This is a genomic window from Thermosyntropha tengcongensis (assembly GCF_055381335.1).
Genome location: NZ_AP042437.1, coordinates 746,728 through 762,357 on the forward strand (window position 1 = coordinate 746,728; position 15,630 = coordinate 762,357).

Sequence of the window (15,630 nt, forward strand, 5' to 3'; positions counted from 1 at the left end):
AAAGTAGTTTTGAGAACAAAAAATCAGGCTTACATACAAGCCTGATTTCTCTATTATTTTAACTTTTATCCCTTTTGGCCCTCAAACGGCCTGAAAAAGGAGATAGGAGGACAGGCCAGGGAGGTGGAAAATGAACGGGGATATAGTATCTTTTTTACAGCTATATGTCCATATGGGCAGCCATACTATTTGCTGGATATTTAGCCATTTAAAGGTTTTAAACCGGCAAAAGACCGCCTGGCCAGGTCTTGATAGACTTTAACTGCCAGCTGGTTGTAGTTCAGCATATTTTCATCCACATCTTTTACCACCCTGGCAGGATTTCCCATAGCGATTTTGCGGGATGGAATAACTTTCCCGGGCGGCAAAAGGCTTCCAGCTGCCAGCACAGAACCTTCTTCTATCTGACATCCGGCATTTACTATTGATCCCATTCCTACTATCACATTTTCTTTTATTACACAGGGACCGTGCACGATAGCGGCATGGCCGATGAGTACATTGCTGCTGATCACTGCTTCAGTGCCTGGCTCTATGTGCAGAATGGCGTTATCCTGTACATTGGTTCCATCTCCGATAGTTATTTTACCATAATCCCCTCTTAAGACTGCACCAGCAGCTATATAACAGTTTTTGCCTATGACTACCTCACCTATAACTACTGCCTGTGGATGTACAAAAGAGTTTTCGCCTATCACCGGTTTTTTCCCTTCAAATTCGTATAATGGCATCGCTTATCCCCCCAAAATAGATATAGCCTTAAAATTATACATTCAGAGGGGATAATCCTCCTGTTAAATCTTAATTTTAAAAAAGGCTTATAAAAGGTATAATTAGTAGAAGAATGGAAAGAGAGGAAGTAGTTATGGAAAGGGATTATTTGATTCGTGCTGCCGATAAAGGGAAAAATATACGCATTTTTTTGGCCCGTACTACTGAAGCTGTGGAGGAAATGAGAAGAAGGCACAACACTTCGGCTACGGCTTCAGCAGCTGCCGGCCGTCTGCTTACAGCTGCTTTTCTGATGGGAGCTGACCTGAAAGGCGATACAGATACCCTTACTCTGCGGATAGTGGGGGATGGTCCGGTAGAGAGCCTGGTGGCCACTGCTGATGCGAAAGGAGGAGCCAGGGCTTATCCTTTAAACCCGGAGGCTGATTTGCCTCCCAGGTATCCTGGAAAGCTTGATGTCGGAGGCCTGATAGGAGAAGGGTATCTGGAAGTTATAAAAGATTTGGGGTTAAAGCAGCCTTTTGTAGGGAGGGTTGAACTGGTAAGTGGTGAGATAGCGGAAGACCTGGCTCATTATTTTCTGAAGTCAGAACAGATACCTTCCCTGGTATCGCTGGGGGTTTTGGTGGAAAAGGATTTGACTATAAGGGCTGCTGGCGGTCTTTTGATTCAGGCCATGCCGGAAGCTGATGATGCTGTACTGGCTAAAATTGAAGAAAATGTTCTTAAGATGGGGCCTATAAGCAGTGTCATGGAAAGGGAAAAGGCTTTGGAAGATGTTCTGGCTGCCATCATGCAGGGAGTGGAATATGAGGTCTTGGAGAAAAGGGAGCTGGCTTTCAGATGTACCTGCAGCCGGGAAAGGCTTAGAAGTATAATAGCCGGTTTTTCCGAAGACGAGCTTAAGGATATTTATGAAAAGGAAGGCAAAATTGAGCTTAAATGCAACTTCTGCAATGAAGTATATGTATATGAACTGGATGAAATATATGCCGAAAAAAGTAAAAAGCCTTAGACTTGCATCTAAGGCTTTAAAAGTTAAACAGCTCTTTGTACTTTGCCAGAACGGAGACAACGGGTGCAGACATATGCTCTCTTAGGAGTTCCGTCTACGATTATTTTAACCCGCTGCAGATTTGGCTTCCACTGGCGGCTGGTTCTTATATGGGAGTGGCTGTATTGTTTGCCGAAAGTAACGCCTTTGCCGCATACTTCACATTTTGCCATAGTTCTGCCCCCTCTCTTGCACAATTACTTAAATATTTTAGCAGAAGGTGGAGGAAAGGGCAAGAAGCAGGAATAAATATTTGCACTATCGAATTAAAATTAGTATGCTTATAGTTTAGGAGGGATATATAATGTATAAGGTGAAAACGACTGAACTTGGTAATATACTGGTTGATAAAGAAGTAATAGAAACTATTGCCGGTTTAGCAGCTATAAATTGCTATGGCCTGGTAGGCATGGCTGCTCAGAATATTCAGTCCGGGCTTACCAGTATTTTAGGCATAGAATCTATCCGCAAAGGGGTAGTGGTTAAAGATTCCGAGGAAGGGCTTATTGTAGAACTTAATGTTATAGTAGGCTATGGGGTAAAAATCCATGAAGTAGCCCACAATGTGATGCAAAAGGTGGCTTATGTGCTTGAAAATGAGGCAGGATTACCGGTAGCCAGAGTAGATGTGAATATAAAAGGGGTAAAAGTAATGAAAGAAAACTAGGGGAGGAAACTGGCATTGGCTTTAGAACAGATAAACGGGATTGATTGGATAAAATCAGTAAAAGCAGGTTGTATCAAACTGGAACATAACCGTGATAAAGTTGATCTCCTTAATGTTTTCCCGGTTCCGGATGGAGATACCGGGACCAATATGTACCTGACTTTGCTGTCAGCTGTTAAGGAAGGAGAAAAAAATAAGGAAGAGGCTATTGGCAAGGTGGCCAAAGCGCTTTCCATGGGCTCTCTGATGGGAGCACGTGGAAATTCAGGTGTCATAATGTCCCAGGTTTTCAGAGGGATGGCCAGGGTGCTGGAAGGCAAGAAAACCGCCGGGGCGGCAGATATTGCCCAGGCTTTAAAAGCAGGTTCTGAAACTGCCTACAAGGCGGTTATGAAGCCGGTGGAAGGGACTATCCTCACAGTGATAAGGGAAACGGCCAGGGCTTGTGAGGAAGAGGCCGCCAAAAACCGCGACATCATTGCCTGCCTTCTTACAGCCATTAAAAAAGGTTATGAAACCCTGGAAAGGACACCGCGTATGCTGCCGGTTTTAAAGGAGGCAGGAGTAGTTGATGCCGGTGGACAGGGGCTTCTTTATTTTCTGGAAGGGCTGGTCGAGGGCCTGGCTGGCGAAAGAGAAATAGAGCTGGAAACCTATAGGGAAGTTAAGGCCCCGCAGGCCAGAAAAGGGGAAAAAGAGATAGATTTGGAGTTTCAGTACTGTACGGAACTGCTTATAAAGGGTAAAGATTTGGACATTGATGACATAAAGGACCATCTATCTCCCCTGGGAGATTCTATGCTGGTAGTAGGGGATGAAGAACTGGTAAAGGTGCATATCCACTCCAACCATCCGGGCAAGGTTTTGGAAACCTGCCTGCAGTGGGGGGATTTGAGTGATATAAAAATAAACAACATGCTGGAAGAGGCTCATGAACATCTGCAGAACTGGGAAGAGATGGAAGAAAAGACAGCTAAAAAATACGGCAAGAAACTGGGTCTGGTAGCAGTTGGCGTTGGCGAAGGCATAGTGGAAATACTTAAGAGCCTTGGTGTAGATAAGGTGGTAGAAGGCGGGCAGACCATGAACCCGAGCATAGAAGATATACTAAATGCCTGCAATGAGGTTGATGCGGAAAGTGTTATTATTCTCCCCAACAACAGCAATATTATTATGGCTGCTGAGCAGGCAGCTGGTCTTTGCGCAAAACAGGTAAAAGTAGTTCCTACCCGTTCCGTTATGCAGGCTGTAACTGCCCTGGTTGCTTATGATCCGGAAGGGGAGATTGAAGAAATAGCTGAAGCGATGAATGAAGAGATAATGGAAGTAAAGTGGGGAGAAATAACTTATGCGGTAAAAGATTCTGCCTTTAATGGACTTAAGATAAAGGAAGGAGATATAATAGCTATCGAAGAGGGGAAGATTGTATTGACTGCTGAAGATGTCCGAACAGCTTTAAAAGAGCTTATAAACAGGATGATGGATGAAGATAGCGAGCTTATCACGGTCTTCTATGGAGATAAGATAACGGAAAAAGAGGCTGAAGAAATCGGGGAGGAACTTGAAGAAATGTATCCAGACTGTGAAATAGAAATTCATTATGGAGGTCAGCCGCACTACAGTTTCCTGGTTTCCGTAGAGTAGGCATATTTTCAAAACAGTTAAGGAGTATTCTTTAAGAGAATACTCCTTTAAATTTATTTTCCGCGGCAGGTGGTTAGATGGAAGATTTGTTTCGTGAAATCCAGTATGTCAAAGGGGTAGGCCCCAAAAGAAGCAAGCTTTTTATCCGTTTGGGTATAAATACAGTTTTTGACCTTTTATGGAATATTCCCCGGGCTTATGTTAATTATGAAAATATAACCAGCATAGCCCATTTGAAAATCGGCGAGAAAAGTATGGTTAGAGGAAAGGTAGCATCCATGCAGAATATAAAGACCGGCCGGGGCATGAGTATTTTTAAGGCTCTGCTTCAGGACGATTCGGGTTTTATTCAGGCAGTATGGTTTAATCAGCCTTATATGGAAAAAATCATAAAAACCGGGCAGGAGCTTATAGTAACAGGCAAAGTAAAAAGCGGTTACGGAGCGCTGGAAATAAATGTGGCAGAATATGAAGTGGTGGAGGATGAAAGGCCATCTTTTAAAATACTCCCTATTTATAATTTGACAGAAGGATTGAACCAGAAAACAGTACGTCAGGTTATGTTAAATGTTTTACAGGAGTTTTTACCTTATTATCCGGAGATTTTTAGTGAAGAAATAAGGGAAAAATATGACCTGTGCGGAATAGAAGAGGCTTTTTATAACATCCATTTCCCAAAAGGCAGGGAAGAATATAAAATGGCGCGCAAAAGGCTGGCTTTTGAGGAGCTTTTTCTTTTTCAGCTGGGCGTGAAACAGGAAAGAAAACCTGCTGCCTGCGGCAGTTTTGTTGTACATAAAGAAAAAACGGATTTGGTTAAAAAGGTTTATGCCAACCTTCCTTTTTCTTTGACCGGGGCTCAAAAGAGGGTTATAGAAGAAATATTCCGGGATATGGAGAGTGAAAAGCAGATGAACCGGCTGGTACAGGGAGATGTAGGATCAGGGAAAACGGTAGTTGCTGCACTGGCTATGGCTAAAGCAGTAGCCAGCGGTTACCAGGCAGCGATTATGGCTCCCACCGAAATACTGGCCGAACAGCATTATAAATCTATTTTAAAATTTTTTAATAATACCGATGTAGTGATAGCTCTTCTTACAGGCAGTACCGGGAGCAGCCAGCGAAAAATGCTGCTTGATGCGCTGAGCATGGGGAAAATAGATATTCTGGTAGGAACCCATGCCCTGATTCAGGAAGATGTGTATTTTGACTGCCTGGGACTGGTGATAATAGATGAGCAGCACCGTTTTGGAGTAAAACAGAGGGCGCTTTTGAGCCAGAAAGGAAATTTTCCGGATATTTTGGTAATGACTGCCACCCCTATACCCCGGACATTGGCTTTAACTGTTTATGGCGATTTGGAACTTTCTGTAATAGATGAACTTCCTCCCGGAAGAAAACCGGTAAAAACTATTTATATCAAAGAAGCATTCCGTTCCAAACTTTATGAATTTATAAAGGAAGAGCTGAAAAAGGGAAGGCAGGCATATTTTATATGCCCGCTGGTGGAAGAGTCGGAGAAGCAGGATTTGCAGGCAGCAGTAAGCCTGTATGAAGAATTAAAAAACCAGATTTTCCCTGATTATAAAGTAGGGCTTCTGCACGGGAGGATGAAACCGAAGGAAAAAGAATATATCATGGAAAATTTCAAATCCGGCCTTTTAAATATACTGGTTTCTACCACAGTAGTGGAAGTAGGCGTAGATGTGCCTAATGCTTCGGTGATGGTGATAGAAAGGGCGGAAAGGTTTGGCCTTTCCCAGCTTCATCAGCTTAGAGGCAGGGTGGGCCGGGGAAGCGAACAGGCTTACTGTTTCCTTCTGGGAGAACCTAAAACAGAAGAAGCTTTTCGCCGTTTAAAAGCTATGGAGAATACTAATGACGGATTCAAGCTGGCAGCTGAAGACCTGCTTTTAAGAGGGCCAGGTGATTTCTGGGGTGTAAGGCAGCATGGGCTTGACCAGCTTAAAGTGGCCGATCTTATAAAAGATGGCAGGATAATCGAGAGCGCGCGTGAGCTGGCTTACCTTACCGAAGCAGATGACAGGCTGTTATTTTATATAAATAAAAAATTTAAAAAAGAAAATGATGTAATTCATAATTAATCTGAATAAATTTTTAAAATGGTTTGCAAGCTAAAACAGGCAAAAAAATTATAACCTGTTTTAGCTTTTTTATTTGGAAAAATGATGGGAGGTGAAAAGGTGAAAACTGATAAGGAAAAAAGAAAAGACATAGAAAAGGTGAAGTTTGAAGTAGCTCAGGAAATGGGGCTTTTTCCATCTGGGAGATCAAAGGAAACCGGGGAAAATGTTAAAAAGTCATGAAAATACTTCTAGCATATAAAAAAGGACGCGGTGAAACAATAAGACTACCAAAGCAAAGGAGGTGAACAAGATGGCAAGAAACAATATATTGGTACCGCAGGCTAAAGCTGCTATGGATCAGTTCAAGTATGAAGCTGCTCAGGAAGTAGGGGTCAGCCTGAAACCTGGCTACAACGGAGACCTTACTGCCCGCCAGGCTGGAAGTATCGGCGGACAGATGGTTAAGAAGATGATCTATGATTATCAGCAGAGAGCTGCTGGTGGTGCTGGTACTTCCCTCAGCATGACTCAGGACCTGACCACCATTAAGCAGCAGAACCAGCAGAGTGGTATGAAATAACAGAACTAATCCTTAATATAGGGTGAGAAAAGCGGGCGGATAATTCTTAGATTATTCGCCCGTTTTCCATATCAAGAGTTTATTAAGATTAAGTAGCATATAGCTCCAGCTGTTCTTCTGAAATGCCGGGGAATAATGATTTGGCTACGCCCATAGCCAGGATGCGGGAAGTATTTTCAATAATTTCATCTATTTCTGTAGGGGTGACACCCAGGCTGCCGCCGAAGAAAGAGAGCACCTCTTTAATAGCATCAATCGCTCTGGTTTCATGATACATAGCCCCGCTGTGGAAGCAAAATTTTCGTATAGCCTGGTCAGCAATGATGCCGGCATTTACTATAGTGGGACAGCCGATAGCAATGACTGGCACTCCTAATCCTTCATAGGTTAGAGAATGCCGCATATTTCCTATCCCTGCTCCCGGCTGTATTCCGGTATTGGACATCTGGATAGTGGTGCCGATGCGTTCCACATTTTGAGCTGCCAGTGCATCTACAGCAATTACCAGGGCAGGTTTAATCCGGTCTACTACTCCTTTTATGATTTCAAAGGTTTCTATACCCGTTATTCCCAGAACACCAGGAGCTATGCCGCATACCGGGCGCATCCCTTCTACCAGGGCCTGAGGCGCTTCCTGATGATAATGCCTGGTTATAGGGCTGTATTCTATGAATTTGGGGCCTAAAGCATCAGCTGTAGCCCTCCAGTTGCCGAGTCCCACTAAAAGGACAGTATCTCCTGGTTTGAGCATGTTTTGAAAAAGGAGGGGCAATTTTTTTTCCATGGCGGCTATGATTTCATCTTTTACATAAGGGTCATTGATTTTAAGGGGCGGAGACTGAATAGTTACATAGGTGCCGACAGGTTTTCCCATCTGTTGGGCACCGAGTTCATTTATTATATTTATAGTATTGATTTTAATATACTCCATCTGTTCCACGGTTTCTTCTACCCCGGGAATTTCCTGCCCGGTGGCTCCCCGTACAAGGTCTCTGGCTTCTACTGCCAGGTCTACCCTGAGGTTTAAGATTCGTAAGAGCTCATTCATAAACCATAACCTCCTTTCGCTTCCTTTATTATCCGCAGGAGGGAGAAAAAATATGCGAAAAGTATAAAAAAGGGAGCAAATATTTTTAAATATCTGCTCCTTCAGATAATGTGAAATGATAATTTTTACTAATTTTTAAGTGCTTTCTATAGAATTTTTTGGCTTTCTATTCAATACTATATTTAAAAGAATTGCTGATATAGTTACCATAAACAGCCCCTGACTGAGAAGCATTCCTAATACGCCTGGGAGCTTGGCAAATAAGCCTTGAGCAAAGGTTGCTCCTACGCCAATGGCTATACTGGTTCCTACTATTGTAAAGTTATTATCTTTGGAGAAATCCAGGCTGGAAAGTATTGATATTCCAGCTGAGGTTATTATTCCAAATAAGGCTAAAGTAGCTCCTCCAATAACTGGCTTGGGGATTATAGTGATTATGGCAGCGAATTTTGGAAAAACACCAAGCAGTATGAGCATAAGTCCTGCTATTTTAATTACTGAGTTGTCTTTTACTCTGGTAAGGTTTATAAGACCTATGTTTTCATTGAACATGGTAGAAGGTATAGAGTTAAATATACCTGAAATTCCTTGAGCCACTATTTGGGCTCGTATGCCTTTTATTTTATCTTCATCACCTGTTTCAGTTCCTACGACTTCGTCCAATACGGAGAAAACCCCTATACATTGAATGATATTTATTATACAAAATAAAGTCATTATTATTATGGCATTAATTTTAAATTCAGGTGTGCCAAAAGCGAAAGGATTTACAAATTGAAACCATTTAGCCTCCAGTACAGGCTCTATATTTAACATATTAAGGGGATAAGCTATGGCTGTTCCTGCTAAAATACCTATTAATAAGGACATTGTTTTCATTAATCCTTTTCCAAACTTACCTACCAGTATTATTATTATCAAGACCAAAAATCCTAGAATAAGGTTTTCTGGTGCGCCATAATTAGGAGAAAATTGACCTCCACCGATATCTTTTATGGCTACAGGAGCCAGACTGATTCCTATTAAGGTTACAAAAGAACCGACTACCACTTTTGGGAAAAATTTCATTATTTTATGCATAAAGAAAGAGAGTATAAACATTAAAACTGCTGATCCGATTATAGCTCCGAACACAGTCCGTAGTCCATATTGCTGTCCTATTAAAATCATGGCTCCTAAAGGGACAAAAGATGAGCCTAAAATGACAGGAAGCCTGGAACCAATGCTGGGACCTATTCCTATTATGTTTATTAAAACTGCTATCCCGCTTGTGAAAAGATTAGCTGCTACCAGGAAAGCAGTGGTTTGTGCATCCAGATTCAGGGCGCTTCCTAAAATCAAAGGAACCACTATGGAACCCGGGCACATGGTAAGCACGTGCTGGAAAGCAACTATTAGCTTTCGTGAAAAACTGATTTCCTCTTCCCACAAACAATCATCTTTTTTGCTGCGGTTTTCGCTTGACATAGCAACCACTCCTTGATATAAAAGTTAATGTGTGTTGTGTAATTTTTTACAGTAAACTAGGTATATAGAATTAATTAAGGCTTATCTAAAAAAGGTGATTTTTTGATATAAAAAACCGGGGGAAAAATTTATGACTGCTGTAATAGTAATGTATTCTTAAGGACTTTTCTCCTGACAAGAAAAGTCCTTAAGAATTTTTTATTATTTGCCTTAATTTAAGTACAGCTTTTTTGAAATTTTGTAACACGGGAGGAAGTTAAGCGTTTTCTGCTTTATAACTTAATCCCAGAATCCCTCGTGAACTTTGGCGACTTCTTCTTCCACTTCCGGGATAGGACCTATAACTTTAATGTCTTTTTGCCCTCTGCTGAATACTTCTCTGCATGGCAGATCAAAGGTGGGATTTTGATGGTGGTTGCCAGTAAGCTCCAATAAGCGTTTTTCAGACATTCCGTACACAACCCTGCCTATATTTGCCCAATAGATAGCCCCTGCACACATAGCACACGGTTCGACTGTCGTATATAGCGTACATTCCCATAGAAAGCTTTTATCATACTGTCTGGAAGCTCTTTCTACCAAACTGCACTCCGCATGGCCTGTACATCTTTTTTCGGTTATTTCTACATTTCCTTGTTCCATCAGAATATTTCCTTCTTTGTCAACCAATATTGCCCCGAATGGTGTATTGCCTGATTCGCGGGCTTTCTTAGAAACTTCGATGGCTCTTCTTAAATAATAGGCATGATCCTGGTAACTCATTTTTTCTGCCTCCTTTTTGTGATATGTAATATGTAATATGTAATATGTAATACGTATTACAATTTCAATATACTATTACTTTATATAAAATGTCAATGAGGTTTTTATATTTTTTAATTTTCGATATTTTTGAAAATATTTATTTTCAGGGACAACTGTCGGGGGGAGATTGGTGCTGGTATTTATATTGTTTAGTTAGACTTTATGTTTATTAAGGATTGAACTGTTGCGAAGGAGCCTGTGTGGCTGAGTGTTGCTGCTTTTATTAATAGCTGATGAAAATATTAATTTAGCAGGGTGTGTTATTTTATACTTTGGAAATTAAATGTTTTATAATTATAATTGGTTTTATAGACCAGCATGATTACTTTCTGGGAATGTTTTAAAATATAAAGTTCGGAGGAATACAGGCATGAAAAGAAATAAGCTCAGGGATAAAGCGCTGACAGAAGAAGTAAGGATGTATTTGAATGACTATATAAAGTCGCTTAATTTAAAAGAAAATAACAAGCTTCCAAGTGAAGAGGTGCTGGCAGAATTAATAGGCGTTAGCCGAACCACTATAAGGGCTGTGCTTAATGAAATGGCAACAGAAGGAATTGTATTTAGAAAACAGGGTAAAGGGACATTTGTAAATATTGAGGCTCTAGAAATGAAGGTAAAATTTAACCCGGTCATGGAGTTTAAGGACATGATAATAAATAGTGGTTATAAACCGGATGTAAAGCTTTTTGGCATGAAAGTGATCAAACCCGGAAAATTTGTAGCTGACAAATTATGTATAAGTGAGAAAAAAGATATAATTGTAGCCAAAAAGGTTTTTTATGCCGACAAAATTCCCTGTGCTTACTGTATTGATTATTTTGATAAAGATATAGTAGGTTCAGCAAGTGATGAGGATTATCTGAAGTATCCTAATTCTATATTTGAATATATTTTAGAAAAAAGCGGTAAAAGAGTTACCTGGGATAAGGTTGAGATATTAACACGCACTAATTTGGATAATCCAGAGTTAACTGAGGTTTTTAAGCTGGGGGATAAGGTAAAGTCATTTCTTCTGTTAAGAGGGGTGAATTTTGATGATAATGATGAGCCATTGGTATATGCAGAAGAGTATATAGATACTGATTTTATAAAATTTAACATGATAAGGCAAAGATGTATAAATTATTAGATTATAATTTTTGTATATATGGAGGGAATTTTAGAAATACTGGTTTGATATAGTCTTATGTAAAACCTGGAAATAAAAATGATTGTTATCAAAGAGAGGGAGCTGTTCCCTCTTAATTTTTTTGGTGAATTTAAAATGGCGGTCATTTTTGACCGCCATTTTGGGGAGAGGAGAATTTTGTAAAGTTGTTGGGGAGGGTTTGTTACCAGATTTTCATCTGGTACTAATATCATTGCCGTTTTTGGCTCAGTCTATACAGTATTTTAAAAAAATTTTGTGGTAAAATATAAAATCAATAGGGTAAAAAAGGTAATAGCCGTTATATTGGCGAATTATAGAAGGAGAATTAAAAGTGCGGGTAATAGCAGGAATGGCTAAAAATAAAAAGCTGATTTCCCCTCCCGGACTTAGTACCAGGCCGCTTACTGACATGATAAAAGAAGCCCTGTTTAATGTGCTGGGAGAAAGGGTTATAGGTTCGGTTTTTCTGGATCTTTTTTGTGGAAGCGGAAGTGCCGGCATTGAGGCTTTAAGCCGGGGAGCCGAAAAAGTTATTTTTATTGACAGCAGCCGGGAGGCGGTGAAAGCGGTAAAGGAAAATATAGAAAACTGCGGTTTTTCGGAAGGTTTTGAGGTATACCGCAATGATGTTTTTAAGGCGATTGATATACTGAAAAAAAGAGGGCTCAAATTTGATATTATATTTGCTGATCCGCCTTTTACCAATCCGGGCATATTCGATAAGGTAATGGAAGCTTTAGATAGGGCAAATATATTGACGGAAGATGGGATATTGATTATAAGAAGCAAGCGGGACAAAGATATGCCGGAAAAACTTGTGTATCTGGCAAGATACCGCATGAACAGCTATGGGGATTCAACACTGCATTATTACAAAATGTTGCGGGAGGCTTAAAAAATGATGGAGATTTACCGAATATTAGATGAACTGGAAATTATGGTAAAAGAAGGCAAAAAGGTTCCCCTGTCAGGGAAAACCATGATTGAACCGCATTTGTTTCTGGACAGGCTGGACAGGATAAGGGCTATCCTGCCGGAAGAGCTGGAACATGCACGGCTTATTATTGAAGAAAGGGAAAGGATAAAACAGGAGGCTTACAGCCAGGCGGAAGAATATATAAGAGAATCGGAAGAAAGGGCCAGCCGTTTATTGAATGAAAATGAAATAACCCGCAATGCGCGTCAGATTGCGGATGAGATAATAGCCAAAGCCCAGAAGATGGCGGAAGAAATAAGGAAAGATGCTGACGAGTATGCTGAAGGGGTTTTAACCCATATGGAAATAGTCCTGCGCAAGGGATTGGAAGCTGTCCTGCAGGGTAAAGAGGAGCTGAGGAACTTTTCATCTGCGCGGGATTAAAGAAAAGGTTTTTCTTCTGATATTTTAAGGACAAGGCTTATGGCGACCATTATGATGATTATGATAATCCCGATTATAAAGGAGTTTATGGCCAGCTGCCAGGCATTAACCGAGTATAGAAGTTTGTGATAGGGAATAGAAAGGGACGGAACAAGGCGGGAGGTTTTTAAAAGATATACATAGCCGCTGCAGGTAAAAAAGATAGAAAAAATCATCTGGATAAAACGGGCTTTAAGATAAAAAGAAAGGCGGATTCCCGTCCCGGCTACTACGCTCATTACCTGGGAGATTATGGAGAGTCCGCTGAAGGACATAAGAAGGCTTATTAGAATAAGTTTGGGGAGCAGGTTTATGTCGGATGAGCTCACTGTTTTTATGCCGATGGTCATTTCTAAAATGCCCATTCCTGCTCCATAGGCAGCCTGGTAGTTTAATCCTGTGCCAGGCAGGCTTTGCAGAAGAAGATGGGCAAAAATGTCCATAATTTCCCATACCATAAGCATACGGGCGAAAACGGAAAAAATTATGATAAAGCCTGCTATCTGTAGGATATTGGAGATGCTGTTCCTTATTGCATCGCCTGCCAGACGTCCAATTCCGGGAGTTTCGTGATTTAAAAACAGCCTGAAATTGTTTTTGTGGGAAGAGATAGAGGAGGTTATTTTTTCTTCTGCTCTTCTGGCCAGAAATAAACCGGTTAGCAGATTGGAGGCATAATGTGAAAATGCCAGCATATATCCGAGAAGCGGGGAGGAGAGCATACCTACCCCTACTGCCCCTATGATAAAAAGGGGACTGGAATTATTGGTAAAAGATACCAGCCTTTCCGCTTCTTCACAGGTGAGCATTTTTTCATCATAAAGCTTTCTGGTAAGGACTGCTCCCATCGGGAACCCGGAGGTAAAGCCCATTACCAGAACCAGGCTGCTGCAGCCGGGAAGCTTAAAAAGAGGGCGCATTACTGGTTCTAGTATAGAGCCTAGAAGTTTAACCAGGCCCAGGCTTACCAGCAGTTCAGCAGCGATAAAAAAAGGCAAAAGGGCAGGCAAAAGAACTGAATACCATAATTTAAAACCGCTTAATGCGGCATTTACTGTTTCTTGCGGACTAATAATCATAAATAATGTGAAAACTACGGTTATAGCTGTAAACAACAGGCGTGAAAAAGGCGCCATGAATAGATACCCCCCCTTGCCGGCTTAAAAAATAATATGGCAGGAAGTGAAATAATAGAATTAAAGGATAAAACAAAAGCAGGAGGAATAATATGGGAAAAAGTCCGCGCATAGCTCTGGTACTGGGGGCAGGCAGCGCCAGAGGCTATGCTCATATCGGAGTACTGCAGGTGCTGGAGGAAAATAATATTCCTTTTCATTTCATAGTCGGCAGCAGCATGGGGGCTATGGTAGGCGGAATCTATGCTTCAGGAACCAATCTTAAAATGCTGGAAAAGATGATATGCCAGATAAATACGGATATGTTTTACGACATCCATGTACCGCGACTGGGATTTATGGCTGGCAAAAGAGTAACCTACCTCCTGGAGCTCCTTACCAAGAAAAAAACCTTTGCTGAACTTAACCTGCCTTTTTATGCCGTAGCTACTGACCTCATTTCCGGACAGCGGGTAGTTTTGGAGGAAGGAAGCGTGGCTGATGCTATAAGGGCCAGCATATCTATTCCCGGCATATTCAATCCGGTAAGGAGGGATGGCATGGTTCTGGTTGATGGAGCTGTGATTGACCGGCTGCCGGTAGATGTAGCCAGAGAAAAAGGGGCTGATATTGTAATTGCCGTGGACGTAACCTTTGGCCCTGACAAACAGGTAGAGATAAGAAACACTCTGGATGTAATCATGGCATCACTGGATATTATGCAGAAATACCATTTTGATTTGGCTTCTTCCCAGGCAGATGTGCTTCTGCAGCCCAAAGTGGGCCGCTTCTCTTCCCGCGATTTCGATAAAGCGGACCGTATTATAGCTCTGGGTAGGGAAGAGGCAGAAGCCAGGTTAGAGGAGATAAGGAGGGTGCTGGGGGTTGGAGGGGAATAAAAGGCTGAGGATAAAGAGGAGCCTTAAGTATCTGGCCTTGTTTATGTTGCTGGCGGCAGGGGGAGTATTTTTATGCTGGCTTTCACCGCTGTGGAGGACGGAAGCCAGGCTTATCGGGACCTGGGCAGGTGTAAACGATAAAGGGCTCATGGATGTCTATACATTTAACCCGGATGGAATTTATTATTACTACCAGATAAGCCTGGCTGTTCTGGAAGCTTCTGCTTCCAGGCCTTCGCAAGGGGTATTTTATGTTGATAAAAATGTTTTATCTTTTTATCCGGGATCTGCTGCCTTTAAAATTAGATTCCTGAGCAAAGATATAATGATGTGGGAAAACTTGCCGAAAAATTGTTATATTGCCTTACATCGCATAAAGCCGCAGAATGCAGAAAACTTTATAAAAGATGAAAAAAAGGCTTCCAATTTGGAAGCTGAAAAAGAAGCCAGGATAGAAAAGGATAATAAGCTCTCAAACCAGGATGGAACAAAGGATTTAAAAACCAGAGTTCTTAATGCCTATTATCCTTTTGATATGGGCAGGAGACAGCTGGTTAATGGCTGCTGCCAGTATGTAGAGCCAGATACCTCAACAGGGATATTGCGCGAGAATGTTTTGATAGCAGAAGCTGAAGAAGTTATGGGTTTTGGGGATATTAATAACGACGGGTTTACCGATGCGGTGGTTGTTTTAAATGAAAACTACGGAGGCAACGCCTGTTTCCCCAATATTTACGCATATTTTGATTATGGGAGCGGACAGTATGAAACTGTGCCTGTTGACGAGCTTTTTATGAATTCCCGGGTTTTGCGGATCAATGTTTCCGGTTCCGAAATAACGGTAAACTATCTTACTATGGCTTCTGGCCAGTCCAAAATAGATGACCCCAAATTGTTTGTGAGTGCCACCTATGTCTTTAAAAACGGCAAATTCGCCCAAGAAGAAGAAATAAGCCGCGATCTTCGCTTTCAGTAGTTGAG

16 protein-coding genes and 1 pseudogene are annotated in these 15,630 nt (G+C 41.4%); 11 read left to right on the forward strand and 6 right to left on the reverse strand.

What is annotated here, in order from left to right; genetic code table 11:
* Positions 1 to 200 precede the first annotated feature (200 nt).
* A complete protein-coding gene (locus tag ACZ42E_RS03615) occupies positions 201 to 731 on the reverse strand; it encodes a gamma carbonic anhydrase family protein (protein WP_464893094.1) in 531 nt (176 codons plus the stop codon).
* Between the two features lie 113 nt (positions 732 to 844).
* Here ACZ42E_RS03615 and hslO point away from each other — a divergent pair, with 113 nt between their 5' ends.
* Complete coding sequence (gene hslO / locus ACZ42E_RS03620) at positions 845 to 1,747, forward strand: Hsp33 family molecular chaperone HslO (RefSeq protein WP_464893095.1); 903 nt, start codon at positions 845 to 847, stop codon at positions 1,745 to 1,747.
* A 23-nt stretch (positions 1,748 to 1,770) separates the two neighbouring features.
* On the opposite strand, the gene rpmB is transcribed toward hslO, so the two are convergent.
* Complete coding sequence (gene rpmB, locus ACZ42E_RS03625) at positions 1,771 to 1,959, reverse strand: 50S ribosomal protein L28 (protein ID WP_464893096.1); 189 nt, start codon at positions 1,957 to 1,959, stop codon at positions 1,771 to 1,773.
* Between the two features lie 131 nt (positions 1,960 to 2,090).
* Here rpmB and ACZ42E_RS03630 point away from each other — a divergent pair, with 131 nt between their 5' ends.
* From ACZ42E_RS03630 to ACZ42E_RS03650, 5 genes and pseudogenes are all read left to right on the forward strand, one after another.
* Positions 2,091 to 2,453: an Asp23/Gls24 family envelope stress response protein gene (locus ACZ42E_RS03630; RefSeq protein ID WP_464893097.1), complete on the forward strand. Its 363-nt coding sequence runs from the start codon at positions 2,091 to 2,093 to the stop codon at positions 2,451 to 2,453.
* Between the two features lie 15 nt (positions 2,454 to 2,468).
* Positions 2,469 to 4,097 (forward strand): DAK2 domain-containing protein, encoded by a 1,629-nt coding sequence (locus tag ACZ42E_RS03635; RefSeq protein WP_464893098.1) that lies wholly within the window; start codon positions 2,469 to 2,471, stop codon positions 4,095 to 4,097.
* Between the two features lie 77 nt (positions 4,098 to 4,174).
* On the forward strand, positions 4,175 to 6,202 hold the full coding sequence (gene recG, locus ACZ42E_RS03640; protein ID WP_464893099.1) for an ATP-dependent DNA helicase RecG: 2,028 nt from the start codon (positions 4,175 to 4,177) through the stop codon (positions 6,200 to 6,202).
* A 99-nt stretch (positions 6,203 to 6,301) separates the two neighbouring features.
* Positions 6,302 to 6,424 carry a hypothetical protein gene (locus ACZ42E_RS03645; RefSeq protein ID WP_464893100.1) on the forward strand — a complete coding sequence of 41 codons (123 nt, stop codon included), beginning with the start codon at positions 6,302 to 6,304 and terminating at the stop codon, positions 6,422 to 6,424.
* Between the two features lie 70 nt (positions 6,425 to 6,494).
* Positions 6,495 to 6,674, forward strand: a pseudogene (locus tag ACZ42E_RS03650) (alpha/beta-type small acid-soluble spore protein); the annotation flags it as partial.
* 178 nt (positions 6,675 to 6,852) lie between these two features.
* Here ACZ42E_RS03650 and gpr read toward each other — a convergent pair.
* From gpr to ACZ42E_RS03665, 3 genes are all read right to left on the reverse strand, one after another.
* Entirely contained in the window at positions 6,853 to 7,812 is a 960-nt protein-coding gene (gene gpr, locus ACZ42E_RS03655) for a GPR endopeptidase (RefSeq protein ID WP_464893101.1), read from the reverse strand.
* 135 nt (positions 7,813 to 7,947) lie between these two features.
* On the reverse strand, positions 7,948 to 9,279 hold the full coding sequence (locus ACZ42E_RS03660) for a uracil-xanthine permease family protein (RefSeq protein ID WP_464893102.1): 1,332 nt from the start codon (positions 9,277 to 9,279) through the stop codon (positions 7,948 to 7,950).
* Positions 9,280 to 9,558: 279 nt separating this feature from the next.
* Positions 9,559 to 10,041, reverse strand: a complete 483-nt coding sequence (locus tag ACZ42E_RS03665; protein ID WP_464893103.1) for a nucleoside deaminase — start codon at positions 10,039 to 10,041, stop codon at positions 9,559 to 9,561.
* Positions 10,042 to 10,453: 412 nt separating this feature from the next.
* On the opposite strand from ACZ42E_RS03665, the gene ACZ42E_RS03670 reads away from it, so the two are divergent.
* The 3 genes from ACZ42E_RS03670 to ACZ42E_RS03680 all read left to right on the forward strand — a co-directional run bounded on the left by ACZ42E_RS03670 (position 10,454) and on the right by ACZ42E_RS03680 (position 12,596).
* The gene (locus tag ACZ42E_RS03670) at positions 10,454 to 11,215 is read left to right on the forward strand and encodes a GntR family transcriptional regulator (protein ID WP_464893104.1); all 762 of its coding nucleotides are present in this window, start codon (positions 10,454 to 10,456) and stop codon (positions 11,213 to 11,215) included.
* 352 nt (positions 11,216 to 11,567) lie between these two features.
* Complete coding sequence (gene rsmD / locus ACZ42E_RS03675; protein ID WP_464893105.1) at positions 11,568 to 12,131, forward strand: 16S rRNA (guanine(966)-N(2))-methyltransferase RsmD; 564 nt, start codon at positions 11,568 to 11,570, stop codon at positions 12,129 to 12,131.
* A 3-nt stretch (positions 12,132 to 12,134) separates the two neighbouring features.
* Complete coding sequence (locus ACZ42E_RS03680; protein ID WP_464893106.1) at positions 12,135 to 12,596, forward strand: ATPase; 462 nt, start codon at positions 12,135 to 12,137, stop codon at positions 12,594 to 12,596.
* On the opposite strand, the gene ylbJ is transcribed toward ACZ42E_RS03680, so the two are convergent.
* Positions 12,593 to 13,771 (reverse strand): sporulation integral membrane protein YlbJ, encoded by a 1,179-nt coding sequence (ylbJ, locus tag ACZ42E_RS03685; RefSeq protein WP_464893107.1) that lies wholly within the window; start codon positions 13,769 to 13,771, stop codon positions 12,593 to 12,595. The two genes, ACZ42E_RS03680 and ylbJ, sit on opposite strands and share 4 nt — an antisense overlap.
* A gap of 92 nt (positions 13,772 to 13,863) precedes the next feature.
* Here ylbJ and ACZ42E_RS03690 point away from each other — a divergent pair, with 92 nt between their 5' ends.
* On the forward strand, positions 13,864 to 14,649 hold the full coding sequence (locus ACZ42E_RS03690) for a patatin-like phospholipase family protein (protein ID WP_464893108.1): 786 nt from the start codon (positions 13,864 to 13,866) through the stop codon (positions 14,647 to 14,649).
* Positions 14,636 to 15,625, forward strand: coding sequence for a hypothetical protein (locus ACZ42E_RS03695; RefSeq protein WP_464893109.1), 990 nt, complete (start codon positions 14,636 to 14,638; stop codon positions 15,623 to 15,625). The genes ACZ42E_RS03690 and ACZ42E_RS03695 overlap by 14 nt, the downstream gene beginning before the upstream one ends.
* Positions 15,626 to 15,630 lie beyond the last annotated feature (5 nt).

Excerpts from the sequence above, each read along its gene's own strand:
- ACZ42E_RS03615 (WP_464893094.1), bottom strand. The coding sequence starts at position 731 with ATGCCATTATACGAATTTGAAGGGAAAAAACCGGTGATAGGCGAAAAC.
- hslO (WP_464893095.1), top strand. The coding sequence starts at position 845 with ATGGAAAGAGAGGAAGTAGTTATGGAAAGGGATTATTTGATTCGTGCT.
- rpmB (WP_464893096.1), bottom strand. The coding sequence starts at position 1,959 with ATGGCAAAATGTGAAGTATGCGGCAAAGGCGTTACTTTCGGCAAACAA.
- ACZ42E_RS03630 (WP_464893097.1), top strand. The coding sequence starts at position 2,091 with ATGTATAAGGTGAAAACGACTGAACTTGGTAATATACTGGTTGATAAA.
- recG (WP_464893099.1), top strand. The coding sequence starts at position 4,175 with ATGGAAGATTTGTTTCGTGAAATCCAGTATGTCAAAGGGGTAGGCCCC.
- gpr (WP_464893101.1), bottom strand. The coding sequence starts at position 7,812 with ATGAATGAGCTCTTACGAATCTTAAACCTCAGGGTAGACCTGGCAGTA.
- ACZ42E_RS03660 (WP_464893102.1), bottom strand. The coding sequence starts at position 9,279 with ATGTCAAGCGAAAACCGCAGCAAAAAAGATGATTGTTTGTGGGAAGAG.
- ACZ42E_RS03665 (WP_464893103.1), bottom strand. The coding sequence starts at position 10,041 with ATGAGTTACCAGGATCATGCCTATTATTTAAGAAGAGCCATCGAAGTT.
- ACZ42E_RS03670 (WP_464893104.1), top strand. The coding sequence starts at position 10,454 with ATGAAAAGAAATAAGCTCAGGGATAAAGCGCTGACAGAAGAAGTAAGG.
- ACZ42E_RS03680 (WP_464893106.1), top strand. The coding sequence starts at position 12,135 with ATGATGGAGATTTACCGAATATTAGATGAACTGGAAATTATGGTAAAA.
- ylbJ (WP_464893107.1), bottom strand. The coding sequence starts at position 13,771 with ATGGCGCCTTTTTCACGCCTGTTGTTTACAGCTATAACCGTAGTTTTC.
- ACZ42E_RS03690 (WP_464893108.1), top strand. The coding sequence starts at position 13,864 with ATGGGAAAAAGTCCGCGCATAGCTCTGGTACTGGGGGCAGGCAGCGCC.